This is a genomic window from Oerskovia turbata (assembly GCF_000718325.1).
Classification (GTDB): domain Bacteria; phylum Actinomycetota; class Actinomycetes; order Actinomycetales; family Cellulomonadaceae; genus Oerskovia; species Oerskovia turbata.
Map to the genome: position 1 here is coordinate 54,310 of NZ_JOFV01000017.1, position 23,757 is coordinate 78,066.

At 68.1% G+C, this 23,757-nt stretch carries 20 protein-coding genes, 2 tRNA genes and 1 pseudogene; 8 read left to right on the top strand and 15 right to left on the bottom strand.

Annotation, left to right across the window (positions count from 1 at the left end; genetic code table 11):
• Window positions 1–65: 65 nt before the first annotated feature.
• The 11 genes from IE95_RS0115915 to dnaA all read right to left on the bottom strand — a co-directional run bounded on the left by IE95_RS0115915 (window position 66) and on the right by dnaA (window position 13,415).
• A tRNA-Ala gene (locus IE95_RS0115915) sits at window positions 66–138 on the bottom strand.
• Window positions 139–167: 29 nt separating this feature from the next.
• Window positions 168–287: a DLW-39 family protein gene (locus tag IE95_RS20910; protein WP_210410998.1), complete on the bottom strand. Its 120-nt coding sequence runs from the start codon at window positions 285–287 to the stop codon at window positions 168–170.
• Between the two features lie 30 nt (window positions 288–317).
• Window positions 318–391, bottom strand: a tRNA-Ile gene (locus IE95_RS0115925).
• Window positions 392–519: 128 nt separating this feature from the next.
• On the bottom strand, window positions 520–1,500 hold the full coding sequence (locus tag IE95_RS20915) for a DUF3566 domain-containing protein (RefSeq protein WP_030152605.1): 981 nt from the start codon (window positions 1,498–1,500) through the stop codon (window positions 520–522).
• A complete protein-coding gene (gene gyrA / locus IE95_RS0115935) occupies window positions 1,497–4,181 on the bottom strand; it encodes a DNA gyrase subunit A (RefSeq protein ID WP_084690352.1) in 2,685 nt (894 codons plus the stop codon). Before gyrA ends, IE95_RS20915 begins: the two co-directional genes overlap by 4 nt.
• A gap of 178 nt (window positions 4,182–4,359) precedes the next feature.
• Complete coding sequence (gyrB, locus tag IE95_RS0115940) at window positions 4,360–6,429, bottom strand: DNA topoisomerase (ATP-hydrolyzing) subunit B (RefSeq protein WP_206053370.1); 2,070 nt, start codon at window positions 6,427–6,429, stop codon at window positions 4,360–4,362.
• A gap of 316 nt (window positions 6,430–6,745) precedes the next feature.
• Window positions 6,746–7,333: a DciA family protein gene (locus IE95_RS0115945; RefSeq protein WP_240666441.1), complete on the bottom strand. Its 588-nt coding sequence runs from the start codon at window positions 7,331–7,333 to the stop codon at window positions 6,746–6,748.
• A complete protein-coding gene (gene recF / locus IE95_RS0115950; RefSeq protein ID WP_030152609.1) occupies window positions 7,326–8,540 on the bottom strand; it encodes a DNA replication/repair protein RecF in 1,215 nt (404 codons plus the stop codon). The genes IE95_RS0115945 and recF overlap by 8 nt, the downstream gene beginning before the upstream one ends.
• A gap of 177 nt (window positions 8,541–8,717) precedes the next feature.
• A complete protein-coding gene (gnd, locus tag IE95_RS0115955) occupies window positions 8,718–9,617 on the bottom strand; it encodes a phosphogluconate dehydrogenase (NAD(+)-dependent, decarboxylating) (protein ID WP_030152610.1) in 900 nt (299 codons plus the stop codon).
• 48 nt (window positions 9,618–9,665) lie between these two features.
• Window positions 9,666–10,796 (bottom strand): DNA polymerase III subunit beta, encoded by a 1,131-nt coding sequence (gene dnaN / locus IE95_RS0115960; protein ID WP_030152611.1) that lies wholly within the window; start codon window positions 10,794–10,796, stop codon window positions 9,666–9,668.
• 1,185 nt (window positions 10,797–11,981) lie between these two features.
• A complete protein-coding gene (dnaA, locus tag IE95_RS0115965; protein WP_030152612.1) occupies window positions 11,982–13,415 on the bottom strand; it encodes a chromosomal replication initiator protein DnaA in 1,434 nt (477 codons plus the stop codon).
• A 530-nt stretch (window positions 13,416–13,945) separates the two neighbouring features.
• Here dnaA and rpmH point away from each other — a divergent pair.
• The 8 genes from rpmH (at window position 13,946) to IE95_RS0116000 (ending at window position 20,336) form a co-directional block, all read left to right on the top strand.
• Window positions 13,946–14,083, top strand: coding sequence for a 50S ribosomal protein L34 (gene rpmH, locus IE95_RS20220; RefSeq protein ID WP_010849920.1), 138 nt, complete (start codon window positions 13,946–13,948; stop codon window positions 14,081–14,083).
• A 6-nt stretch (window positions 14,084–14,089) separates the two neighbouring features.
• Window positions 14,090–14,455, top strand: a complete 366-nt coding sequence (gene rnpA / locus IE95_RS0115970; protein WP_030152613.1) for a ribonuclease P protein component — start codon at window positions 14,090–14,092, stop codon at window positions 14,453–14,455.
• Window positions 14,452–14,769 carry a membrane protein insertion efficiency factor YidD gene (yidD, locus tag IE95_RS19165; RefSeq protein ID WP_030152614.1) on the top strand — a complete coding sequence of 106 codons (318 nt, stop codon included), beginning with the start codon at window positions 14,452–14,454 and terminating at the stop codon, window positions 14,767–14,769. The genes rnpA and yidD overlap by 4 nt, the downstream gene beginning before the upstream one ends.
• A 58-nt stretch (window positions 14,770–14,827) precedes the next feature.
• Window positions 14,828–15,907, top strand: coding sequence for a membrane protein insertase YidC (gene yidC / locus IE95_RS0115980; protein WP_030152615.1), 1,080 nt, complete (start codon window positions 14,828–14,830; stop codon window positions 15,905–15,907).
• A gap of 73 nt (window positions 15,908–15,980) precedes the next feature.
• Window positions 15,981–16,502 carry a Jag family protein gene (locus tag IE95_RS0115985; RefSeq protein WP_036572312.1) on the top strand — a complete coding sequence of 174 codons (522 nt, stop codon included), beginning with the start codon at window positions 15,981–15,983 and terminating at the stop codon, window positions 16,500–16,502.
• 528 nt (window positions 16,503–17,030) lie between these two features.
• Window positions 17,031–17,711 carry a 16S rRNA (guanine(527)-N(7))-methyltransferase RsmG gene (gene rsmG, locus IE95_RS0115990; RefSeq protein ID WP_240666435.1) on the top strand — a complete coding sequence of 227 codons (681 nt, stop codon included), beginning with the start codon at window positions 17,031–17,033 and terminating at the stop codon, window positions 17,709–17,711.
• A 226-nt stretch (window positions 17,712–17,937) separates the two neighbouring features.
• Window positions 17,938–19,089 carry a ParA family protein gene (locus IE95_RS0115995; protein WP_084690353.1) on the top strand — a complete coding sequence of 384 codons (1,152 nt, stop codon included), beginning with the start codon at window positions 17,938–17,940 and terminating at the stop codon, window positions 19,087–19,089.
• A complete protein-coding gene (locus IE95_RS0116000; RefSeq protein ID WP_030152619.1) occupies window positions 19,086–20,336 on the top strand; it encodes a ParB/RepB/Spo0J family partition protein in 1,251 nt (416 codons plus the stop codon). The genes IE95_RS0115995 and IE95_RS0116000 overlap by 4 nt, the downstream gene beginning before the upstream one ends.
• 115 nt (window positions 20,337–20,451) lie before the next feature.
• On the opposite strand, the gene IE95_RS0116005 is transcribed toward IE95_RS0116000, so the two are convergent.
• The 4 genes and pseudogenes from IE95_RS0116005 to IE95_RS20700 form a co-directional block, all read right to left on the bottom strand.
• Window positions 20,452–21,390, bottom strand: coding sequence for a D-alanine--D-alanine ligase family protein (locus IE95_RS0116005; RefSeq protein WP_030152620.1), 939 nt, complete (start codon window positions 21,388–21,390; stop codon window positions 20,452–20,454).
• 176 nt (window positions 21,391–21,566) lie between these two features.
• Window positions 21,567–22,898, bottom strand: coding sequence for an aminotransferase-like domain-containing protein (locus IE95_RS0116010; RefSeq protein WP_036572315.1), 1,332 nt, complete (start codon window positions 22,896–22,898; stop codon window positions 21,567–21,569).
• Window positions 22,899–23,091: 193 nt separating this feature from the next.
• Window positions 23,092–23,418 (bottom strand): thioredoxin, encoded by a 327-nt coding sequence (trxA, locus tag IE95_RS0116015; protein ID WP_030152622.1) that lies wholly within the window; start codon window positions 23,416–23,418, stop codon window positions 23,092–23,094.
• Window positions 23,415–23,757, bottom strand: a pseudogene (locus IE95_RS20700) (thioredoxin-disulfide reductase); the annotation flags it as partial. The pseudogene IE95_RS20700 and the gene trxA, both read right to left, overlap by 4 nt.

The window sequence follows — 23,757 nt, forward strand, 5'->3', positions numbered from 1 at the left end:
CGTGGTCAGGGCACGCGAAAGGCCGCCCGCCGGGTCGAGACCCGGCCGACGGCCTGTTCACTCTGTGGAGCCAAGGGGACTCGAACCCCTAACCCCCTGCTTGCAAAGCAGGTGCGCTACCAATTGCGCCATGGCCCCAGATCGTGCGGACTACCTCGCAGAGACCGTCACTCGAAGGTGTCGGTGACCTCTGCCCAGAGATCGCGCTCGTTGTTGTCCTCGGACACCTTGCGCCAGATCAAGAATCCGGCTCCGGCAACGAGCAGCAGTACGAAGAACTTCTTCATGACGTTCCCCCTCGGGTGGGTTTCCTGCAGTGGGCCTAAGAGGACTTGAACCTCTGACCTCTTCCTTATCAGGGAAGCGCTCTAACCGTCTGAGCTATAGGCCCTTGCTGTGCTGCGGCAGCGCTTGAGACTACCGCACTTCTCGGGGTGCACCCAAACCGGGACATCGTCCGACGTCCTCCGAAACGGGCCCAGGGCCCCCGGACGACGTCCCGGTATGGTGCGTTTTGTCCTAGTCGTCCGTCAGCGTGAGGTGGATTCCGCCCACCATGGCCGCGACGATGTTGTAGATGAACGCCATGATCGTGGACAGCGCTGTGATGAGCACCATGTTCACGATCGCGATCAGGGTCGACAACGCGACCACCCGGTTGAACTCCACGAACTGGAGCACGTCGACCGTGGACTCCTGACCGACGATGCTGCGGATCAGCGCGTCGGTCTCGGTGAAGACGCCCATGCCGTCGAGCACGGTCCACAGGACCGCCGTCGCCACGACCGTCATGATCCCGATCGCCACGGCGAGCAGGAACGACAGCTTCATGACCGACCAGGGGTCGACGCGCGAGATCGCGAGCCGCACCCGACGAGGACCGTCGGCCGGTCGCGCCGCGGGCGTCGCGCCGGTCGTCGGCTGCGCCGGTCGCGGAGCCTGCCCGGCCGGCGCCGCGGCCGCCGGCGTCGCACCCGTGACCGGGCTCGCCGACCCGCTGAAGCCCGCCGCGGTGTAGTGCATGGCGGGCACCTCCTGGGTACCGCCCGCAGGGGGCGCGCCTGCGCTCGTCGGGGTCGTGTTCACGCGTGGCACCGTTCGGTCGTCGATCTCGTCGGAGGACTTCTCGCTCTGCGTCGCGGGCACGGGCGCCGGTGAGGGCTCGGCCAGCTTCTTGGCGGCGGCCTTGGCGGTCGCCATGGCCGCCGCGGCCGCCTTCAGCGCGCCGGACCGGGCGGACGGACCGCTCGCGGCCGGTGGCGGCGGGACGGGCTGCTCGCCCGCAGGCACCGCGCCCGACGGCATCGCTCCGGTCGCCGGAGGAGGCGGCGGTACCGGGGCGCTCGCCCCGGGCTGCGCACCGTTGGTCGTCCCGCCCCCTGCGGTCCGTGCGGTGCCGTCGCTCGCCGGTGGGCGGGTCGCGGTGCTCGTCACCTCGTCAGGACGTGGCTGCACCGCCTTCGGCACGATCGTCGGCGGGGACTTCTTCTCGCTGCTCATCTACCATCCTCGGTGGCTCCGGGGGCCGCTTCCGACGAAGCCTCCTGCCCGGTGGTGCTGGCGGGAGAGGCGACGTCGGACTGCCCCTGCTCGGACGCGTCCTCGTCCACGGTATCCCGATCCTCCCCCAGTCGACGCTCGACATTACGGGCAACCGCGATGATCTTGTCGTTCTTGTCCGGCTTGGCGAAGATGACGCCCTGCGACGTGCGGCCCGTCGGCTTCACCTCGTCGACCGAGGACCGCACGATCTTGCCGCGCTCCATGATGACCAGCACCTCGTCGTCGGCGTCCACCACGAGCGCCCCGACCAGGTCGCCGTTGCGCTCGGGGAGGTTAGCCACCTTGATGCCGAAGCCGTTGCGGCCCTGGACGCGGTAGTTGTCCTCGGTGAGCTGCGTCCGCTTGGCGATGCCGCCCTCGGTGACCGTGAACAGGAAGGCGTCGTCACGGACCACGTCCATGGCGAGGAGGTCGTCCTCCTCCCGGAACTTCATGCCGGTCACGCCCGAGGTCGAGCGGCCCAGCGGTCGCATCGCGTCGTCGTCGGCCGTGAAGCGGATCGACTGCCCCTTGCGCGAGACCAGGATCAGGTCGTCCGTGGCGTCCACGAGACGGGCCGAGACCAGCTCGTCCGTGGTGCCGTCCTCGTCCTCGCGCAGGTTGATCGCGATGAGCCCGCCCGAGCGCGGGGAGTTGTACTCCGACAGACGGGTCTTCTTGACCAGACCGCGGCGCGTCGCGAGGACCAGGTACTCCGCGGCGTCGTAGTCGCGCAGGTCGAGCACCTGCGCGATCTTCTCACCGGGCTGGAACGCGAGCAGGTTGGCGACGTGCTGCCCCTTGGCGTCGCGGCCGCCCTCGGGCAGCTCGTACGCCTTGGCCCGGTACACCCTGCCCAGGTTCGTGAAGAACAGGAGCCAGTGGTGCGTCGTGGTCACGAAGAAGTGGTCGACGATGTCGTCCTCGCGCAGCTGCGTGCCGCGCACGCCCTTGCCGCCACGCTTCTGCTGGCGGTAGTTGTCGCTGCGCGTGCGCTTGGCGTAGCCACCGCGCGTGATCGTGACGACGACCTCCTCCTCCGCGATGAGGTCCTCGATCGACACGTCGCCGTCGTAGGGGAGGATCGTGGTCCGGCGCTCGTCGCCGTAGCGCGAGACGATCTCCTCGAGCTCGTCGCCGACGATCTGACGCTGACGCTCGGGACGGGCCAGGACGTCGTTGAGGTCCGTGATCGCGGCCTCGAGCTCGGCGTACTCGTCGATGAGCTTCTGGCGCTCCATCGCGGCGAGCGCGCGCAGCTGCAGCGTCAGGATCGCGCGGGCCTGGATCTCGTCGACCTCGAGCAGCGCCATGAGACCCTCGCGCGCGTCCTCGACCGTGGCCGAGGCGCGGATGAGCGCGATGACCTCGTCGAGCGCGTCGAGCGCCTTGAGGTAGCCGCGCACGATGTGGGCCCGCTCCTCCTTGGCCCGCAGCTCGAAGCGCGCACGCCGCACGACGACGTCCATCTGGTGCGTCGTCCAGTGCCGCACGAACGCGTCGATGCTCAGCGTGCGGGGCACGCCGTCGACGAGCGCGAGCATGTTCGCGCCGAAGTTCTCCTGGAGCGAGGTGTGCTTGTACAGGTTGTTCAGGACGACCTTGGCGACCGCGTCACGCTTGAGCACGATGACCAGCCGCTGGCCCGTACGGCCCGACGTCTCGTCGCGGATGTCCGCGATGCCCTGCACCTTGCCGTCCTTGACCAGGTCGGCGATGCGCAGCGCCAGGTTGTCCGGGTTGACCTGGTAAGGGAGCTCGGTGACGACGAGGCAGATCCGGTTCTGGATCTCCTCGACGTTGACGACCGCGCGCATCGTGATGGACCCACGACCGGTGCGGTAGGCCTCCTCGATGCCCTTGTGGCCCAGGATCGTGGCGCCCGTGGGGAAGTCCGGACCCTTGATCTTGGTGAGCAGGACCTCGAGCAGCTCCTCCTTGGAGGCCTCGGGGTGCGCCAGGTGCCACTTCACGCCCTCGGCGACCTCACGGAGGTTGTGCGGCGGGATGTTCGTCGCCATGCCGACCGCGATGCCGGCCGACCCGTTGACCAGGAGGTTCGGGAAGCGCGCGGGCAGGACGACGGGCTCCTGGGTGCGGCCGTCGTAGTTGTCCTGGAAGTCGACGGTCTCCTTGTCGATGTCCCGCACCATCTCCATGGCGAGCGGGGCCATGCGGCACTCGGTGTACCGCGGGGCCGCCGCGGGGTCGTTGCCGGGGGAGCCGAAGTTCCCCTGCCCCGCGACCAGGGGGTAGCGCAGCGACCAGTCCTGCACGAGACGCACGAGCGCGTCGTAGATGGCTGTGTCGCCGTGCGGGTGGAACTTGCCCATGACGTCGCCGACGACACGGCTGCACTTGGAGAACGCGCGGTCGGGACGGTACCCGCCGTCGTACATCGCGTAGAGCACGCGGCGGTGCACGGGCTTGAGCCCGTCGCGCACGTCCGGGAGCGCACGCCCCACGATGACGCTCATCGCGTAGTCGAGGTACGAGCGCTGCATCTCGAGCTGCAGGTCCACCTGTGCGATCCGGCCGTGGTGCACGGCGACCGTGCCGTCTGCTCCCAGCGCTGCCTCGGTCCCGTCCCCGGGGAGGGTTCCCTGGTTCTCGTCCTGCTCGGGAGTCTCGTCCGTCACCGTCGTCTACCTCGTCCTGTCGTGGTCCTGCTGGGTGGTGAAGCTGAGTCGTGGCACGGGGACCGCGGTGCGCCGCTGCGACGGCTGCGCGCCTGGTCGGTGCCTGACGGGCCTGGTCCTGGCTGCCGCGAGCGGCCGGGTCTTCCACCCGGCCGCTCGCGGCACCCGACCACGCCGTCTAGATGTCCAGGAACCTCACGTCCTTGGCGTTGCGCTGGATGAAGTTGCGTCGCGACTCCACGTCCTCGCCCATGAGGACCGAGAAGATCTCGTCCGCGGCTGCGGCGTCGTCGAGCGTGACCTGGTTGAGCGTGCGGTGCTCAGGGTCCATGGTCGTGTCCCACAGCTCCGAGTAGTCCATCTCGCCGAGACCCTTGTAGCGCTGGATCCCGTTCTCCTTGGGGATGCGCTTGCCCTCTGCCTGGCCCGCGAGCAGGAACGCGTCGCGCTCCCGGTCGGAGTACACGTAGTCGTGCGGCGCGTTCGACCACTTGAGGCGGTACAGCGGCGGCTGCGCGAGGTACACGTGGCCGTGCTCGATGAGCGGTCGCATGTAGCGGAAGAGCAGCGTCAGCAGCAGCGTGCAGATGTGCTGGCCGTCGACGTCGGCGTCGGCCATCAGGACGATCTTGTGATACCTCAGCTTGGCGATGTCGAAGTCCTCGCCGATGCCCGTGCCGAAGGCGGTGATCAGGGCCTGGACCTCGTTGTTGCCCAGCGCCCGGTCGAGGCGCGCACGCTCGACGTTGAGGATCTTCCCGCGCAGCGGGAGGATCGCCTGGTTGTGCGGGTTGCGGCCACGGACCGCCGAGCCACCTGCCGAGTCGCCCTCGACGATGAAGACCTCGCACTCCTCCGGACGGTTCGACTGGCAGTCCTTGAGCTTGCCCGGCATGCCGCCGGACTCGAGCAGGCCCTTGCGACGGGTCGCCTCGCGCGCCTTGCGGGCCGCGAGCCGCGCCTGCGAGGCCTGGATCGCCTTGCGGATGATGTCGCGCGCCTCGGTCGGGTGCGAGTCGAACCAGTCCGTGAGCTGCGCGCGGACGACGCGCTGCACGAACGACTTGGCCTCGGTGTTGCCGAGCTTCGTCTTCGTCTGGCCCTCGAACTGCGGCTCGCCGAGCTTGATCGACAGGACGGCGGTGAGGCCCTCGCGGATGTCGTCGCCCGTGAGGTTGTCGTCCTTCTCCTTGATGATGGTCTTGGCCCGCGCGTACTCGTTGACCAGCGAGGTCATCGCCGCACGGAACCCCTCCTCGTGCGTGCCGCCCTCGGTCGTCGCGATCGTGTTCGCGTAGGTGTGCACGGACTCCGAGTACGAGCCGGTCCACTGGAGCGCGATCTCGACCGAGATGCGCTTCTCCTTGTCCTCGGACTCGAAGTCGATGATCTCGTCGTGGATCAGCTCGACCTTCTTGGCCGCGTTGAGGTGCTTGACGTAGTCCACGAGGCCGCCGTCGTACTTGTACGACACGACGCGGGGCTTGAACTCGCCCTCGGACTCAGGTGCCGCCACGAGGTCCTCGGCGGGGTCCGTGACCTGCCCCGTGACCTCGTCGTCGGTGTCGAGGAACTGGCGGCGCTCGTCCGTCAGGGTGATGCGCAGGCCCTTGTTGAGGAAGGCCATCTGCTGGAAGCGCGAGCGCAGCGTCTCGAAGTCGAACTCGGTCGTCTCGAAGATCTCCGGGTCGGCCCAGAACGTCTGGGTCGTGCCGGTCTCCGTGGTGGGCTCGCCCTGGACGAGAGGACCGTCGGTCTTGCCGCCGTCCTTGAAGTTCTGGCTCCAGGTGTAGCCGTCGCGCTTGACCACCGTCTGGACCTTGCACGACAGCGCGTTCACCACCGAGATGCCCACACCGTGCAGGCCGCCCGAGACCGCGTACCCGCCGCCGCCGAACTTCCCGCCCGCGTGGAGGATCGTCATGACGACCTCGACGGTGGGCTTCCCCTCGGTCGGGTGGATCGCGACGGGGATGCCGCGGCCGTTGTCCGCGACACGTACACCTCCGTCAGCCAGAAGTGTCACGTCGATGGTGTCGGCGTACCCTGCGAGGGCTTCGTCCACAGAGTTGTCCACAACCTCGTACACGAGGTGGTGGAGTCCGCGCTCGCCGGTCGACCCGATGTACATGCCGGGCCGCTTGCGCACGGCCTCGAGCCCTTCGAGGACGGTGATGTTGCTCGCGTCGTACGTGCCGCCAGAGGGATCCCGGTCCTTGCCCGGTCCTTCACCACTCTCCGGAGGCAGGCTGGATGGGACGTTGTCTGTGTGGTCTGCCACGGGCGGAAGCGCTCCTCGTCATCATGCACGCGACAGGTTCACCCGCTGGGGAGGATCGCTGCACGGCTCATCGGTTCCGGCTCGCGCAGTGCACCAGACGGTGCTCGCGGAGGTACCCGGAATGACCTCTCCATTCTACCTGGGAGGTGGCCGAAACAGCGGATTCTGAGCCCCTCCGGGCAAGTTCTCCACAAGGTTCTCCACAGGGTGGTGGATCTGCGCGCCAGCGATCGTGGCCAGCCCTCTGCCCGGACGGGCATAACAGTACGAATCGGGCGCGGGATCAGCCGAAGGTGTCGCGCGGCCCGCGTCCCCGCACGGACTTCGGTCCACGCCGGAAGCTGGGTCCGGTCGGGCCCAGCACGGTCACGGTCTCGACGACGCCCTCGCCGACCTCCTGCGCGAGGCGCTCGAGCAGCCGGGGCGTCAGCAGGCGTACCTGGGTCGCCCACGCCGTCGAGTCCGCGCGCACCACGAGCACCTTGTCCTCGAACGTCTCGGGCTCGCAGTGGTCGGCGACCTGGTCGCCCACGACCTCACGCCACCGCCCGATCACCCCGCCGACCGACACGTCCTGGACCCACCCGCGCTCGTGCAGGAGCCGCTGCACGACCGCACCGAAGGTCTGCGGGTCCCGACCGCCAGGACGCGCCCCTGTGGACGGCGGAGGATCCGCCAGGACACGACGCGACGGCTGCCCCGGACGGATGCCCTTGGCACGCGCTGCCGCACGGGCACGGTTGAGAGCCTCGCGCGCGACCTGGGCGGGGGGCGTCAGGTCCACGACCTCACCGACCGGCAGCCCCGCGGGCCGGGCAGGCTCGTCCTCCTCGTGGGCCGTCCCGCCCTCGTCAGGACCGGGATCACGCACGTCTGGTCACCCGGCCGTCGAGCACGTCGAGCCGCAGACCCGAGAGCTGCTGCGGCACGTCCTCCGGCACGGCCGCCGTGATGATGACCTGGTTGGCTCCCGCGACGAGGTCCGCGAGCCGGTCGCGGCGGCGCACGTCCAGCTCGGCGAACACGTCGTCGAGCAGGAGGACGGGCTCGCCGTCGGGCCCCCAGTCCGGCGACCACAGGAGCGAGCCGGCCGTCTCGGGCGCCCCGTCCGTGAGGAGCCGGTACGACGCGAGACGCAGCGCGAGCGCGAACGACCACGACTCGCCGTGGCTCGCGTACCCCTTGGCGGGCAGCCCGCCGAGGGTCAGGACGAGGTCGTCCCGGTGCGGCCCCACGAGGCACACGCCACGCTCGATCTCCTTGCTGCGCAAGGAGGCCATGGCTTCGAGGAGCTGCGTCTCGAGCGCCTCGACGGTCTGCGGCCCGCCCCCCTGCCCGACGGCGTCGCGCCCGTCCTCGAGCGCAGCCGCCACCGAGGAGCGGTAGGCGATGTGCGCCTCGCCCTGGCCCGAGCTCACCTGCTCGTACGCCGCCGCCGCGTAGGGCTGGAGGGCGGCGACGAGCTGAAGACGCAGCGCGACGATCTCGGCGCCCGTCGCCGCGAGCTTGGCGTCCCACACGTCGAGCGTGCGCAGGTCCGGGGTCGACGAGCGCGAGGCGCGCATCGCGCCACCGGCCGACTTGAGGAGCGCGCTGCGCTGACGCAGGACCCTGTCGTAGTCCGCGAGGACCCCCGCGAAGCGCGGCATTAGGAGCACCGCGAGCTGGTCGAGAAAACGACGCCGACCGTCCGGGTCGCCCTTGACCAGCGCCAGGTCCTCCGGGGCGAACAGCACGGTCCGTGCGATCCCCAGGACGTCGCGGGGCTTGCCGGCCGGCGCACGGTTGATCCGCGCGCGGTTGGCCTTGCCCGCCGCGATCTCGATCTCGACCGTGCTCGCCCGGTCGCCCCGGACGATACGCGCCCGGACCACGGCTCGCGAGGCCCCCGCACGCACCAGGGCCGCGTCCGACGGCACCCGGTGGCTGCCCAGGGTCGCGACGTAACCGATCGCCTCGACGAGGTTCGTCTTTCCCTGACCGTTCGGTCCGACGAAGGCGTTCACGCCGGGCTCGAGCTCGACGTCGACCGACGTGTACGAGCGGAAGTCCGCGAGCGAGAGGTGGGAGATGTACATCAGGTCCTACGGCGTCGGGTCGAACAGGTCGTGGTGGTCGGTCGTGCCAGGTCGCACTGTCCACAGCACCGGGACGACTGTGGAGAAGGGCGCCGGACGACGCCTACCAGTGTGCGGCCTCCCCGGTGCGACGACCTACCGGGCGAGCGACGTCGTCGGGCAGGGAGCATGTCCGCCTCAGGAACCGCCGGCAGGCTTCACGGCGTGCCCGCCGAACTGCTGCCGCAGCGCGGCGACGGCCTTCATCGCCGGCGACGCACCCTGTCGCGACGCGAAGCGCGCGAAGAGCGCGGCCGAGATCACGGGAAGCGGCACGGCGCTGTCGATCGCCTCGTCCACGGTCCAGCGGCCCTCGCCCGAGTCCTCGACCCAGTCGCTGATCTCGCCCAGCTCCGGGTCCTCCTCGAGCGCCTTGACCAGCAGGTCCAGGAGCCACGACCGGACGACCGTCCCGCGGGTCCAGGCCTTGAGCGTGCCCGGGACGTCCGTGACGATGTCCTTGGCCTCGAGCAGCTCGTAGCCCTCGGCGTAGGCCTGCATCAGGCCGTACTCGATGCCGTTGTGCACCATCTTCGCGTAGTGCCCTGCCCCCACGGCCCCGGCGTGCACGAAGCCCTCCTCGCGCGGCCCCTCGGGACGCAGTGCGTCGAAGACCGGCATCGCGGCCTCGACGAGCGCCGCGTCACCACCCACCATGAGGCCGTAACCGTTCTCGAGGCCCCAGATGCCGCCCGAGACGCCGACGTCCAGGTAGCCGATCCCCAGGGGTGCGAGCTGCGCGGCGTGCTCGGCGTCGTCCGAGAAGTGGGAGTTCCCGCCCTCGATGACGACGTCACCCGCCGTCAGCAGACCGGCGAGCTCCGTCACGACCCCACGGGTGATCGCCCCGGACGGGACCATGACCCACACGAACCGCTGTCCTGCGGGCAGAGCAGCGACCAGCTCTGCGAGCGACGCGACGTCCGAGACCTCCGGGTTCTGGTCGAACCCCGTGACCTCGATCCCCCCGGCACGCAGGCGCGCGCGCATGTTCGCGCCCATCTTGCCGAGTCCGACCAGACCGATGTGCGTGACCATCGTGTGCCTCCGTACCGTTGAGCTCGTTCCGTGCGCGACCGGCCGAGCTCAGCTCGCGAAGCGGATGGGGACCAGCAGATAGCGGTAGTGCGACGAGTCCTCGCCGTCCAACGACTCCTGACCGGTGAACTCGACCGGCTTGTTGGGGTGCGTGAAGCTCAGGCGGACGAAGTCCGTCCCCAGCGCCCCCAGGCCGTCGAGCAGGAACTGCGGGTTGAAGGCGACCGAGATCTCCTCGCCCACCAGGACCGCTTCGAGCGCCTCGGACGCCTGCGCGTCGTCCCCCTGGCCGGCGTCGAGCACGACCTGCCCGTCCGTGAACGACAGGCGGATCGGGGTGTTGCGCTCCGCGACGAGCGAGACACGCTTGGCCGCGTCGATGAGCGGAGCCGTCGCCATGACCGCGTGGATCGGGGTCTCGTCGGGGAACAGACGACGGACCGCGGGGTAGTCGCCGTCGACGAGCTGCGACGTCGTGTGGCGGCCGCCCGCCTCGAAGCCGATGAGGTCGACGCCGGAGCCCGCCGTGAGCCCCACGTTGACCAGGCCCGAGCTGCCCAGGGACTTCGCGACGTCGTTGAGGGTCCGGGCCCGGACGAGAGCGACGGCGGAGAAGTCGGGCGAGGACGGGGTCCACGTGAGCTCGCGCAGGGCGAGCCGGTAGCGGTCCGTCGCGAGCAGCGTGATGCGCTCGCCGTCGATCTCCATGCGCACGCCCGTCAGCAGGGGCAGCGTGTCGTCGCGGCTCGCAGCCACGGTCACCTGGGCGACCGCGTGCGTCAGCTCGTCCCCCGAGACCGTGCCCGACAGCTCAGGCATCGCGGGCAGCGCGGGGTAGTCCTCCACAGGCATGGTCAGCAGCGTGAAGCGGCTCGCGCCGCACGTGACGATGACCTTGTTGCCCTCGACCGCGAAGTCCACGGGCTTGGCAGGCAGCGCGCGCGAGATCTCCGCGAGAAGGCGGCCGGACACGAGGACGGTGCCGGGCTCGACGACCTCGGCAGGGATCTCGGAGCGCGCGGAGACCTCGTAGTCGAAGCTCGACAGCCCGATGGTCCCGACGGCGTCTGCCTCGATGCGCACCCCTGCGAGAACGGGAGCCGGCGGCCGCGTCGGCAACGTACGGGCCGTCCAGGTCACTGCGTCGGCCAGGACATCACGCTCAACCCGGAACTTCATCCCACACCCTCTCGTCCATGGATCGATCTTCACATGTCAGGCACTCGACCGCGCGGTACACAGGGGTGAGTTCGCTGGTGAATGAAGACCACACGTCGCGGTTCCTCGCGTCGTCCTCCTCGCCGTCGGGGAGGACGAGACCTGTACGGGTCGTCGTGCCCGCATGAACCCTACGCGAGACCGGGCACTGCCCGGTACCTCTGGCACGCTCTGTGGATCGTGGGGGACGGTCCCTCGCTCCTGCCCGGCTCCAGGGCGCGCTGTGATGGCGGTCACAGCCGCGAGTTGAGGCAGCTCGAACGGCTCGGGACCAGATGAAGGCGTGTGGATTTTTCCTGCTGAGAGATCGTTCGTCGTAGTCATCGGTGCTGTGCAAAGTGTGGAAAACGGGTCTCCGTGCAGGTCAGGGGTCGATTCTGCGTGTGGACGAAGTGGGTACGGGGCTGTGGGTAAATCGCAGGCACTGTTGACGACGAGTTGTCCACAGATCACCGTCCACCGACCGGCACTCGTCTGTCCACACGATGTGCCCCGTCGTCCACAGTTATCCACAGGCCGGTGCACAAGGTTGTGGGGGATGGTCGCGGCCGAGCGATCTGTACACAGCACAGAGTGCCCTGTACACAGGGCGTTGGGGACGCAGACCTGCCGATCTGGGGACAGGTCGCGGCGACCGGTGGACATACCCCCAGGCCTTGTGGACAACTGTGGGGACAAGTGGATATCCACCGGCACTTGTACACACGGGCGTTGGCCGCCTGTGCATCCACAGGACTGTGGAGAGCCGACGTGTCAGGGGCGTGCGCCGTCGTCGGGCCTCTGTGCACAGTGGGGGACGGCGTGACGGAGCTCATCCACAGGAAAGCCGCTTAAGGTGCATAACGCACTTCCTGTGGTCCGGGACCGGGGCGGACTCGGCGGCCCGTCATGTTCCGATGGAGGAAGAACCGAGAACGCCACGCCCGTCAACTCATCGCCGCCCTGGCCCGCGGTGCGCCCACAGCGCGTCGACGAGGCGGGTGAGGGGCAGCCCGCCGTGGTGGGCCTGGCAGGTGCGGCCGGGGAACGAGGGTGCGGGAGACAGACCGGGGAGCCCCTCCGCACCTCGCCTGGGGTGACCCTCCGGGGCTCCGGGCGAGGGAGACCCCATCCAGCGAGCGCGACCGCTCGCGGCACGACCAGGTCTCAGCCCCGGTGCTGCTGCTTGATCCTGCTCGTCAGCTCGGTGACCTGGTTGTACGTGGAGCGACGCTCGGCCATCTGCTCGGTGATCTTGCGGTTCGCGTGCATGACCGTCGTGTGGTCACGTCCGCCGAACTGCTGCCCGATCTTGGGCAGGGACAGATCAGTGAGCTCACGGCACAGATACATGGCGATCTGGCGTGCGGTCACGAGAACGCGTGACCGCGAGCTCCCGCACAGGTCCTCGATGGTCAGCCCGAAGTAGGCCGCCGTCTGCGCGATGACGCTCGCGGGAGTGATCTCCGAGGCGTCGTCGTCGGTGATGAGGTCCTTGAGGACGATCTCGGCGAGGGCGAGGTCGACCTGCTGCCGGTTCAGGTTCGCGAAAGCCGTGACGCGGATGAGTGCGCCCTCGAGCTCACGGATGTTCGTCGAGATCTTCGAACCGATGTAGGACAGCACGTCCGTCGGCACGGCAAGACGCTCGCTCGCAGCCTTCTTGCGAAGGATGGCGATGCGGGTCTCGAGGTCGGGGGGCTGGACGTCGGTGATGAGGCCCCACTCGAACCTGCTGCGCAGGCGGTCCTCGAAGCCGTTGAGCTGCTTGGGGGGCAGGTCCGACGTGATGACGAGCTGCTTGTTCGCGTTGTGCAGGGCGTTGAAGGTGTGGAAGAACTCCTCCATCGTCTGTTCCTTGCCCTGCAGGAACTGGATGTCGTCGATGAGGAGGACATCGACGTCGCGGTAGCGGCGCTGGAACGCGCCGGCCTTGCCCTCACCGATCGAGTTGATGAAGTCGTTGGTGAACTCCTCGGAGTTCACGTACCGCACCCGCACGTTGGGGTACAGGTTGTGCGCGTAGTGACCGATCGCGTGCAGCAGGTGGGTCTTGCCCAGACCGGACTGCCCGTAGATGAAGAGCGGGTTGTACGCCTTGGCCGGTGCTTCGGCGACCGCGACCGCGGCCGCGTGGGCGAAGCGGTTCGAGGACCCGATGACGAACGTCTCGAAGATGTACTTCGGGTTGAGGCGCGTCGGTTCGGCGTGCGGCCGGGGAGCGACGGGCGCGGGGAGCATCCGCTCACGGTCGTGCTCGGGCTCGACCCGCACCGTCATGGCCGGCTCGGGCACGCTGGCGGTCAGTGCAGCAGGAGACGGCGGTTCCGCAGCGAGCTCCGGGTCGACGGTGATCCCGAAGCGGACGTCCCGGCCGAGGGCCCCCGACATCGCGGAGACGAGCTCGTCGCGCACCCGGGTCTCGAGGTAGGTCCGGGTCTGCTCGTGCGGGACGGCGATGAACACGGTGTCGTCGAGGATCGCGAGCGGCTTGGCCAGCTTGATGAAGGCGATCTGGCGCGGCGTCATGTCGGGGCTTGCCTCGAGGACGGCGATGGTCTGAGCCCAGACGTCAGTGATGTTCTCGTCGGGGTTGGACACCAGATGATTCCTTCGTCGTGGGGTGCTGCATGATGATCAGGATCAGTCTGGAGTGTGCCACGCGGACCCGTTATCCACATAGTTTTCCACAACCTGTGGGGAGCAGCGGCAGCGCCTCGATCGCCCCGGTCGTCCGCTACCTGCCGGACAGTCCTTGCAGGCAGGTCCGCGACCCGTCAGCAGCGTGCCTGCGATCCGATCACGGATGGCCTGTCGCTCGGCCTGCTGCTCCGCCTGCCGCTCGCCCGTGGCCCGACAGCACCAGGAACAGAGTAGACGTACCGACCGCTGCGCGACATATCATGACAGGCTCGGCGTGGTGTCGACCGGGTTTGACCCGAGGGGGGTCTGCGGCGTAACGTCATACAGCCGTTCCAGGTACTTTCGCGCGCCCTCACGGGGGCGAATCCACGGACTGATCGTGGCGGGTACACGGGCGGCTGGGGTGCAGAACTGCATCCCTTCCAGCTGTAGCACTGCATCGTCGAGGACATAGACGGTGTACCTCCCCGACGTTCTTGGAGTACCTCGTGAGCAAGCGGACTTTCCAGCCGAACAACCGGCGCCGTGCGAAGACCCACGGTTTCCGGCTGCGTATGCGCACCCGCGCCGGCCGCGCCATCCTGGCAGCCCGTCGTCGCAAGGGCCGCGCCGAGCTCTCTGCCTGACAGCAGGTGCTACCCGCGGCGCACCGCTTGCGCCGTTCCGTAGATTTTGAACGGGCGGTGCGACGTGGCGTGCGCGCGGGACGATCGACCGTGGTGGTTCATCTCTCCCAGGACCCTGGGGGTGACGAGCCACCACAGGTCGGTTTTGTCGTATCCAAGGCTGTGGGCAACGCCGTGCACCGAAACACGGTGAAGCGGCGCTTGCGCGCTGCCTCGTCGGCGTACCTGGACATGTTGCCGCCACGGACCCGAGTGGTCGTGAGGGCACTTCCCGCGTCCTCCGACAGCGACTTCGCCCGGCTCGATCAGGACCTCGCGTCCTGCATCAAGCGTGCGGTCGCCCAGTGGGACCGCCGATCGGCCCAGGCATGAGCGCGACCACCCAGGCCGATCACGCAGGAATCAGCTCGCCGGGCTGGACCACACGTTCGTGGCGGTTCGCCCGGAGGATCCCGCTGCTCGTGCTGGTCGGCCTCATCAGGGCCTACCAGAGCGTCATCTCTCCGATGACCGGGCCGACCTGCAAGTACTACCCCTCGTGCTCGCAGTACGCGCTCGTCGCGATACGACGGCACGGTGTGGTGCGAGGCGTACGGCTCGCCGTCTGGCGCCTGCTGAGGTGCAACCCCTGGAGCAGAGGCGGCGTCGACGACGTCCCCGAGGCGCTGAGGAAGCACTCGCACTAGTCCTCCTGCCGGCGACGCCGGCAGGACCCAGTTTGTTGAAGGTTAGGGAGTAGTACGGATGGACTTCTTCGCGTTCCTCGCGCCGATCGAGTGGGTCGTGGCGTGGATCATGTACCTGTGCCACCAGGGGCTCGTGTTCCTGGGCATGGGTGACGGCCCTGGGCTCGGTTGGGTGTTCTCGATCGTCGGGCTCGTGATCATCATCCGCATCCTGCTGATCCCGCTCTTCTTCAAGCAGATCAAGGCCTCCCGTGGCATGCAGATGCTGCAGCCGGAGATGCAGGCCATCCAGAAGAAGTACAAGGGAAAGTCCGACCCGGCGTCCCGCGAGGCCATGAGCCGCGAGACCATGGAGCTCTACAAGAAGCACGGGACCAACCCCTTCGCGTCGTGCCTGCCGATCCTGCTCCAGTCGCCCATCTTCTTCGCCCTGTTCCGGGTACTGAACGGCCTGGTGCCGATCTCGAACGGTGATGCCAAGGCCATCGGCCCGATCGATGCGAGCGTCGCGAGCGACATCGAGAGCTCTTCGCTGTTCGGCGCGCACCTCTCGGACATCTTCCTCAAGACCGATGACATGCAGGCCAAGATCGTCATCGGTGCGCTGATCGTCGCGATGTGCGCCACGACGTTCTTCACGCAGCGTCAGCTGACCATGAAGAACATGCCGAAGTCGGCCCTCGAGGGCCCCATGGCGTCGACGCAGAAGATGATGCTCTACGTCTTCCCCTTCATCTTCGCGGTCTCCGGCGTGAACTTCCCGGTCGGTGTCCTCGTCTACTGGACCACGACGAACCTCTGGTCCATGGGCCAGCAGTTCTACACGATCAAGCGCATGCCTGCCCCGGGGTCCGAAGCCGAGCGCCTGATGAAGGAGCGCAAGGCACGCAAGGCCGCGGCCAAGGGAATCGTCGAGGAAGCCGCTCCGGTCATCGAGCAGCCCCGTGGCCAGCGCCAGCAGCCCAAGCGCAAGGACCGTCAGAAGCCGGGTGCGCCCCGCGTCATCAACGGAACGACGGCACCGTCCGCCGAGGTCAACGACGCCCCGGTGAACGATGCCCCGGTCGACGACGAGACCGACGGTCCGGCCCAGGGGACCGGCAAGGGTTCCCCGAAGCCGAAGCAGCCGAAGAAGTAGCCCCAGACCTGATCCGAGAGCGCCGAGGTTCCTTCGAGACCCCGGGGTTCTCATGACCCCCAAGGAGTCAGCAATGTCGTCGACCGACGCCCCCGCTGCCGAAGACCACGCCCCCGACGAGATGACGCGCCTCGAAGAAGAAGGCGAAGTCGCAGCGGACTACCTCGAGGAGTTCCTCGACATCGCCGACCTCGACGGCGACATCGACATCGATATCGATCACGGTCGAGCTGCGCTGGAGATCGTCGCCGACGAAGCCTCCTCGCTCCGGCACCTCGTGGGCAAGGAGGGTGAGGTCCTCGACGCGCTTCAGGAACTCACTCGTCTCGCGGTCCAGGCGCGGACAGGGGAGCGGAGTCGACTCATGCTCGACATCGCCGGCTTCCGGGCACAGCGCAAGATCGAGCTCACGGAGCTCGCGACGACAGCGATCGCGACGGTACGCGAGTCGGGCGCAGAGCTCTCGATGGAGCCCCTCAACGCGTTCGAACGCAAGGTCGTTCACGATGTCGTCGCAGCGGCTGGACTCACGAGCGACTCGCGGGGGACCGACCCGGAGCGCTACGTCGTGATCCGCCCGTCCGAGGAGTCCTGAACTACCTGAGGAATCCGGCACGACGCAGAATCCCTCCGAAGCCGCCCGATGTTTCACGTGAAACATCGGGCGGCTTCGTGTGTACGGCACGGCGTTCGGAACGCTGCATCGCGGGCGTGTCCGGTTCAACTGAGCACGCACCTGCCTGCCGTGACGCCGGCATCTCGGGCGCGGAATGAGCCGCGGGGGAGTGTGCCATCTCATCCCGGCACGACCCGAGCAGGCGGCGACTGCCAACAGTCCCCGGCGAGGGCTCTGGCGGTACGGGCACGACGATCCGCGTGGTCGTGTCGGTGTGGGCCGTGAGGGCGAGATGCGGTGGCCGACTGTGTGACCTGGCCGTGTCCAGGGATCCTGGTGCGGCACTGCTCAACGTCCTGTGTACCGCTCGGCACTCCGTGAACACGGTCGCGCCACCGAGCAGTTCTGGGCGTCGCTCCCGGGACGTGCGAGACGTGACACCATAGACCGCGGGCTGTTCGACCAGGCCCTGCAATCCGTGGGGATCGGGCAGTGAAAGAGGAGTAGATGACCAACGACATGAGCGATGCCGTCGAGAGCCATGTTTCACGTGAAACACTGGCCGACTCTCCTGAGGTGCGGGCGTACTTTGGCGACGCCTACCCACTCGTCGCTCGGTTCGCCGACCTGCTGCACGACCAGGGGGAACTGCGCGGACTGATCGGTCCCCGTGAGGTATCCCGCATCTGGGAGCGGCACATCCTCAATTCTGCAGCGGTGGTGCAGTTCCTTCCTGAGACGGGCACGATCGCTGACATCGGATCTGGTGCGGGTCTTCCGGGGATTGTCATCGCCGCCATGCGTCCCGACTCCACCGTGCTCCTGATCGAACCCATGGAGCGTCGGTGCGCGTGGCTGTCCGAGGTGGTCGACGAGCTGCGGCTCTCGAACGTCGAGGTCAAGCGCGGGCGCGCAGAGGAGTATCACGGCGCGTTCCAGTGCGACGCTGTGACCTCGCGTGCCGTTGCTGCGCTCGAGAAGCTCGCTCGGATGTCGCTTCCGCTCGTCGAACGTGGCGGCGAGATGGTCGTCCTGAAGGGGCGCAATGTGATCAACGAGATCGAGCCGGCACGCAAGGTACTGCGAAAGTACAAGACGGAGGAGCCGGAAGTCCTCGAAGCACTCAGCGTCGATGGTGTCGAGCCGACGACGGTGCTCCGAATTCGCCGGACGGCTGCCGTCGTCTGACGTGGTGGAGGCGCTCCGTGGCAAGCGTCGTCCCTGATGGGTCGGAGAGCGAGCCGTGGTGGGCCGCAGGGCACGCGTGATGAGGCGCCGTGCCGTGCGCATAGGGTGGCACAACGTGACATGAGATGAACTGCCCCGGGCAGGGAGACTCGGTCACGACACGCGTTCGGCGGTCCACGGATGAGGCTGTGGCGGGGCGCATGCTGGAGTAGGTCAAGTAAGGGAGATGGGCGTGACGGAGAGTTCCGACCAGCAGCAGGACATCCCGTTCGAGAGCCCGGAGGTGGCGTACCTGGCGGATGTTTCACGTGAAACACCCGACGGCTACCTGTCGGAGAACTTCGACGAGAGTCGACGAGAGGCACTCATGGCGAGCCTCCCCGACATGGACGAGGAGACTCCGCTTGCGGCGCAACTGACGATCGACGCTCGTCGTCGGATCGATCTCCAGGGTCGACGCTTCCCTCGGCCGGCATCGACACGAATCATCACCATCGCCAACCAGAAGGGCGGCGTCGGGAAGACGACGACGACCGTCAACCTCGCGGCGGGTCTCGCCCAGGCCGGGCTCAACGTGCTGGTGATCGACAACGACCCGCAGGGCAACGCGTCGACTGCACTAGGTGTCGAGCACCGCGCGGGGACACCATCGGTCTACGAGGTGCTTGTCGACGGCGCGCCCCTGTCGTCCGCGGTCCAGCAGTGCCCCGATCTCCCGACCCTGTGGTGCGTTCCGGCGACGATCGATCTGTCGGGTGCCGAGATCGAGCTCGTCTCTCTGGTTTCACGTGAAACACGCCTGCGGAAAGCAGTCGACGACTTCCTGGCCGAGCGAATCGCCCAGGGTCTCGACCCGATCGACTACGTCCTCGTCGACTGCCCACCGAGTCTCGGACTTCTCACCGTCAACGCCTTCGTGGTCGGTCGTGAGGTGTTGATTCCCATCCAGTGCGAGTACTACGCACTCGAGGGTCTGAGCCAGCTCTTGAAGACGATCGAGCTCATCAAGGCTCACCTGAACCCGCGTCTGCACGTCTCGACGATTCTGCTCACGATGTATGACGGGCGGACCAACCTCGCTCAGCAGGTGGCGGCCGAGGTTCGTGAGCACTTCCCCGAACAGACGCTCAAGACGTCGATACCTCGTTCCGTGAGAATCTCAGAGGCCCCGAGCCACGGTCAGAGCGTCATCACCTATGATCCGAGCTCCACGGGAGCGCTCGCCTATCTCGAGGCAGCCCGTGAGGTGGCCGACAGGGGCCGCCCCGAACCCTTGCCAGTCCAGTCCGTCGACGGAGCGTCTCGCAACGTCTCGCGGCAGAACTACCTCGCCGAGCGATGGGCAGTGCTGCCTAGCTACCAGGAGGATGCACGATGAGTGAGAAGCGCCGTGGGCTCGGCCGTGGTCTCGGAGCCTTGATTCCGACCAGTCCGGAGCGTGAGCGTCCGGTCGACGTCTTCTTTCCCTCCGCCCCGCGCACCGCTGAAGGCGCTCAGAACGCCAACCCTGAGCCTGGGGGAGTGGGGGTCAGCGGGGCCAGCGCACCGGTCCTGACGATCGAGCGTACGGGGGCCGACTCTCCTGCATCTCTTCTCGAGATCGACGAGCAGGATGTGGCTGAACGTGCAGTCACGGCCCATGACGCGCCGAACAACGGCGGAGACTCACCCGCCGAGGACGCCACGTCCGAGGGTCGCGAGACGGCCGATCAGGTCGTCGTGGATGTTTCACGTGAAACGGGATCCACGGAGATCGCGACGCCTGACTCCGAGCAAGCGTCGACGGACCTGGTTCCGGTTCCCGGCGCCACGTTCGCTGAGCTTCCGGTCGAGCTGATCCGGGCCAACTCGCGGCAGCCTCGCACGGTCTTCGACGAGGGAGAGCTTGACGAGCTCGTCGGCTCGATCAAGGAGATCGGTGTCCTGCAGCCGGTCGTCGTGCGTCGTGACCCGGAGAACCCTGAGGGCTACGAGCTCATCATGGGTGAGCGACGGTGGAGGGCGACCCAGGCTGCGGGCCTCGACGTCATCCCTGCCATCATTCGCGAGACGGACGACGCCGACCTGCTGCGTGATGCTCTCCTCGAGAACCTGCACCGCAGCGCGCTGAACCCGTTGGAGGAGGCCGCGGCCTACCGTCAGCTCCTGGACGATTTCGGCTGCACGCACGAGGAGCTGGGCGCTCGGATCTCTCGGAGCCGCTCGCAGATCTCGAACATGCTGCGTCTGCTCCGTCTCCCTCCGCTGGTTCAGCGTCGCGTTGCTGCCGGGGTTCTCTCGGCCGGCCACGCGCGGGCGCTGCTCGGACTCACGGATGGTGCGGAGATCGAGCGTCTAGCGCAGCGCATCGTCTCGGAGGGGTTGTCGGTGCGTGCCACCGAGGAGATCGTCGCCCTCGGCGGTCTGGATGCGAAGCGCCCGGTCGAACGTGCGCCCAGGCCTGGCCAGCGCAGCGCGGCGATCGACGAGCTGGCTTCCAGGCTCTCCGACCGGTTTGAGACACGCGTCAAGGTGGACCTGGGAAAGAACAAGGGGCGGCTGACCGTCGAGTTCGCGTCGGTCGAGGATCTCAACCGGATCCTCGACCTGATGGCACCGCAGGACCCGGGTCTTCTGCGCCCGTAGGACAACTCGGCAGACTGCCTCGGTTGCACCACGACCGGAGCGTTTCACGTGAAACATCGGCCCCGATGAGCAAGCGCTCATCGGGGCCGATGTCGTGCGGCAGATGCGTGCTTGGTCAGCGCGAGGCACCCTGACGCACGACGCTCTGCGTCACGATCGCGCGGTAGAGGTCACCCAGGTCGCGCCCCGCCGCCTGTGCCGCCTGGGGGAAGAGCGAGGTCTCGGTCATCCCCGGCGCGACGTTGACCTCGAGGAAGTGGGGGTTCCCCTCGCTGTCGACGATGAGGTCCGAGCGCGACAGGTCTCGGAGGCCGAGCGCGACGTGAGCGCGAACGGCCATGTCCGAGACTCGCGCTGCAACGTGGGGAGAGAGCCGTGCAGGGGCGTAGTAGCTCGTGCGGCCCGGGTTGTAGCGTGCGTCGTAGTCGTAGGTACCGTCGGTCACGATCTCGACCGCAGGGAGCGCCTCCGGGCCTTCCGGCCCGTCCACGACGCTCACGGCGATCTCGGTCCCCTCGACGGCGCACTCGATGAGAGCGATGTCGCCGTACGAGAAGCAGTCGACCATCGCACGAGGGAGGTCCTCGGCGCGACGGACGAGCGTGACGCCCAGTGCGGAACCCCCACGAGTGGGCTTGACCACGAGGGGGAGGCCCAGTCGGTCGACGACTGCGTCGAGCACCGGCTGGGCGCCGAGCTCTCGGAAGAGGCTCTGGGGGAGCGTGACGTAGTCGGGGGTGGCGAGTCCGGCGCCGAGGACGACGTTCTTCGCGATGGGCTTGTTCCACGCGGCTCGCGACGCTCGCGGTCCGGTCCCCACGTAGTCGAGCGAGAGCAGCTCCAGCACGTCCCGGACCGAACCGTCCTCACCGCTCGCACCGTGCAGGAGGGGCCAGACGACGTCGGGCTTCTCCTGTGCGAGGTAGGGGAGGAGTGACGCGTCGACGTCGTGGATCGAGATCTCGATGCCGGCACCGCGCAGGGCGTCGGCGACACGCCGGCCCGAGCGGAGCGAGACGTCACGCTCGTGCGACAGCCCTCCTGCGAGGACCACGACGCGCTCGACCGGGCGTCGTTCCGCACCGGTCGAGCCTGTGCCGTCGGTGCTCTGTGGAGCGGGCGAAGAGATGTCGGTGTCGTCCTCGGTGACGGTCTGTGATTCCGCAGCGGTGCCCACGGTCTTGGTCCTCTCGACGTTCAGCGGGTTTCTCACGGGTGCAGGGGTGGTGCTCACGCGAGATTGGGGCCAGGGTTCTCGACGTCGGTGAGGTCGGCGTCCTGGGCCCCGGAGGTGCCGAACAGGTCTACGAGCTCGCGCTCGGCGGAGACGACCCCGGCGAACCGCCGGACGCCCTCCCTGATGCGCTCCGGCGTCGGGAAGCAGTAGGAGAGGCGGACGTGGTCCGCGCCCGTCCCGTCGGCGTAGAACGCTGTCCCCGGGACGTACGCGACGCGTGCGGTGACCGCGCGCGGGAGCATCGAGCGGGCGTCGAGACCGTCCGGTAGCTTGACCCACGTGTAGAACCCGCCGTTGGGCACGTTCCACGAGGCCGACGGAAGATGCTCCGAGAGCGCGCCGATCATGGCGTCGCGCCGCTCCCGGTAGAGCTCACGGAACTGCTTGATCTGGCCCTGCCAGTCACAGGTCTCGAGGTACGTCGCGATCGCGAGCTGCGAGGCGTTCGACGGGCACAGGATCGCCGACTCGCTGGCCAGCACGAGCTTCTCGCGGACCGCGTGCGGTGCGACGACCCAGCCCACCCGGTAGCCGGGGGCGAACGTCTTGGAGAAGGATCCCAGGTAGAGGACCCCCTGGTCGTCGAGCGAACGCATGGCGGGCAAGGGGTCGCCGTCGAAGCCGAGGAGCCCGTACGGGTTGTCCTCGATCACGAGCACGCCGAAGCGCTGGGCGATCTCGAGGATGCGGGGACGTCGTTCGACCGAGAGCGTCACACCTGCGGGATTGTGGAAGTTGGGCACGGTGTAGAGGAGCTTGACGCGCCGACCAGCCGCGGCAAGTCGGGTCAGGGACTCCTCGAGGGCCTCGGGGATCAGGCCGTGCTCGTCGAGGGGGACGTGGACGATGTCAGCCTGGTACGAGCGGAAGACACCGAGGGCCCCCACGTAGCTCGGTGCCTCGGCCACGATCACGTCACCCGGGTCGATGAAGATCCGGGTCACGAGGTCGAGCGCCTGCTGGGAACCGGTCGTCACGACGACGTCGTCAGGATGGCAGTCGATGCCCTCGAGGCGCACGACGTCGACGATCTTCTCGCGCAGCGACTCGTCGCCCTGCCCGGAGCCGTACTGCAGCGCGGTCGTGCCACGCGTCGCGACGAGCTTCTGCATCGCGTCGGCGATGACGTCGAGCGGGAGACCTTCGAGGTAGGGCATGCCTCCGGCGAGCGAGACGACCTCGGGGCGGTTCGCGACCGCGAACAGGGCGCGAATCTCCGACGCTCGCATGCCGTGGGCGCGCTCGGCGTAGGCGCCGAACCACGGGTCGAGGCGGGTGCCGCCCGAGGCGGCAGACTGAGCGGGGTGCGTCGGTGTCGTGCTCACGCTCCCCAGTCTCCCACGACGAATCAGGGGAAACCGTGAAGGGGCCGGTACGCGGACCGAAGCAGGGGCCCTGCTCGACCTGGGCTGTGCCCCGGGTGCAGGAGCCTACGCCTGCACCCGGCCGGGGACGCCGAAGGGGCGGTCGGTCCACCGGACCGACCGCCCCTTCAGGACGTCGTGCACGACGAGCGCGTCAGGCGATCAGCGCGTCGATCTCCTCGGCGAGGACGCGCTTGGGGCGCCCGCCGATGATCGACTTCACGAGCTCTCCACCGGAGTAGAAGTTGAGCGTCGGGATCGAGATCACGCCGTACGCCGCGGTGATCGCGGGGTTCTCGTCGGAGTCGAGCTTGGCGATCTTGACCTTTCCGGCGTACTCCCCGGCGAGCTCTTCGAGGATCGGGGCGATCTGGAGGCAGGGCCCGCACCACGTGGCCCAGAAGTCCACGATGACGGGGATGTCCGACTCGAGGACCTCGGCCTTGAAGGTGTCGTCGGTGACCTTGACGGTGTTGCTCATCGGATCTCCTCCAGTGCACGGGGCAGCGCGTCGGGGTTGGGGGCGTCGGGCGTGCCGGCGATCTCGGGAAGCCCTTCGGCGTCCTCGATCGTGTCGGCGAGCTCGGTGAGGTAGCGCTGGGCGTCGAGGGCTGCGGAGCAGCCGGAGCCGGCCGCGGTGATGGCCTGGCGGTAGGTGTGGATGTAGCCCTCGTCGTCGAGGTCGATCTGACCCTTGACGAGCTCGGAGCGCGGGTCGTGCCCGATCGCGACGAACAGGCCGGTCGCCTCGATCGAACGCTCCTGGCCGGTGACCGTGTCGCGCAGCGTCAGGGACTCGACCTTGTTCTCCCCGTGGATG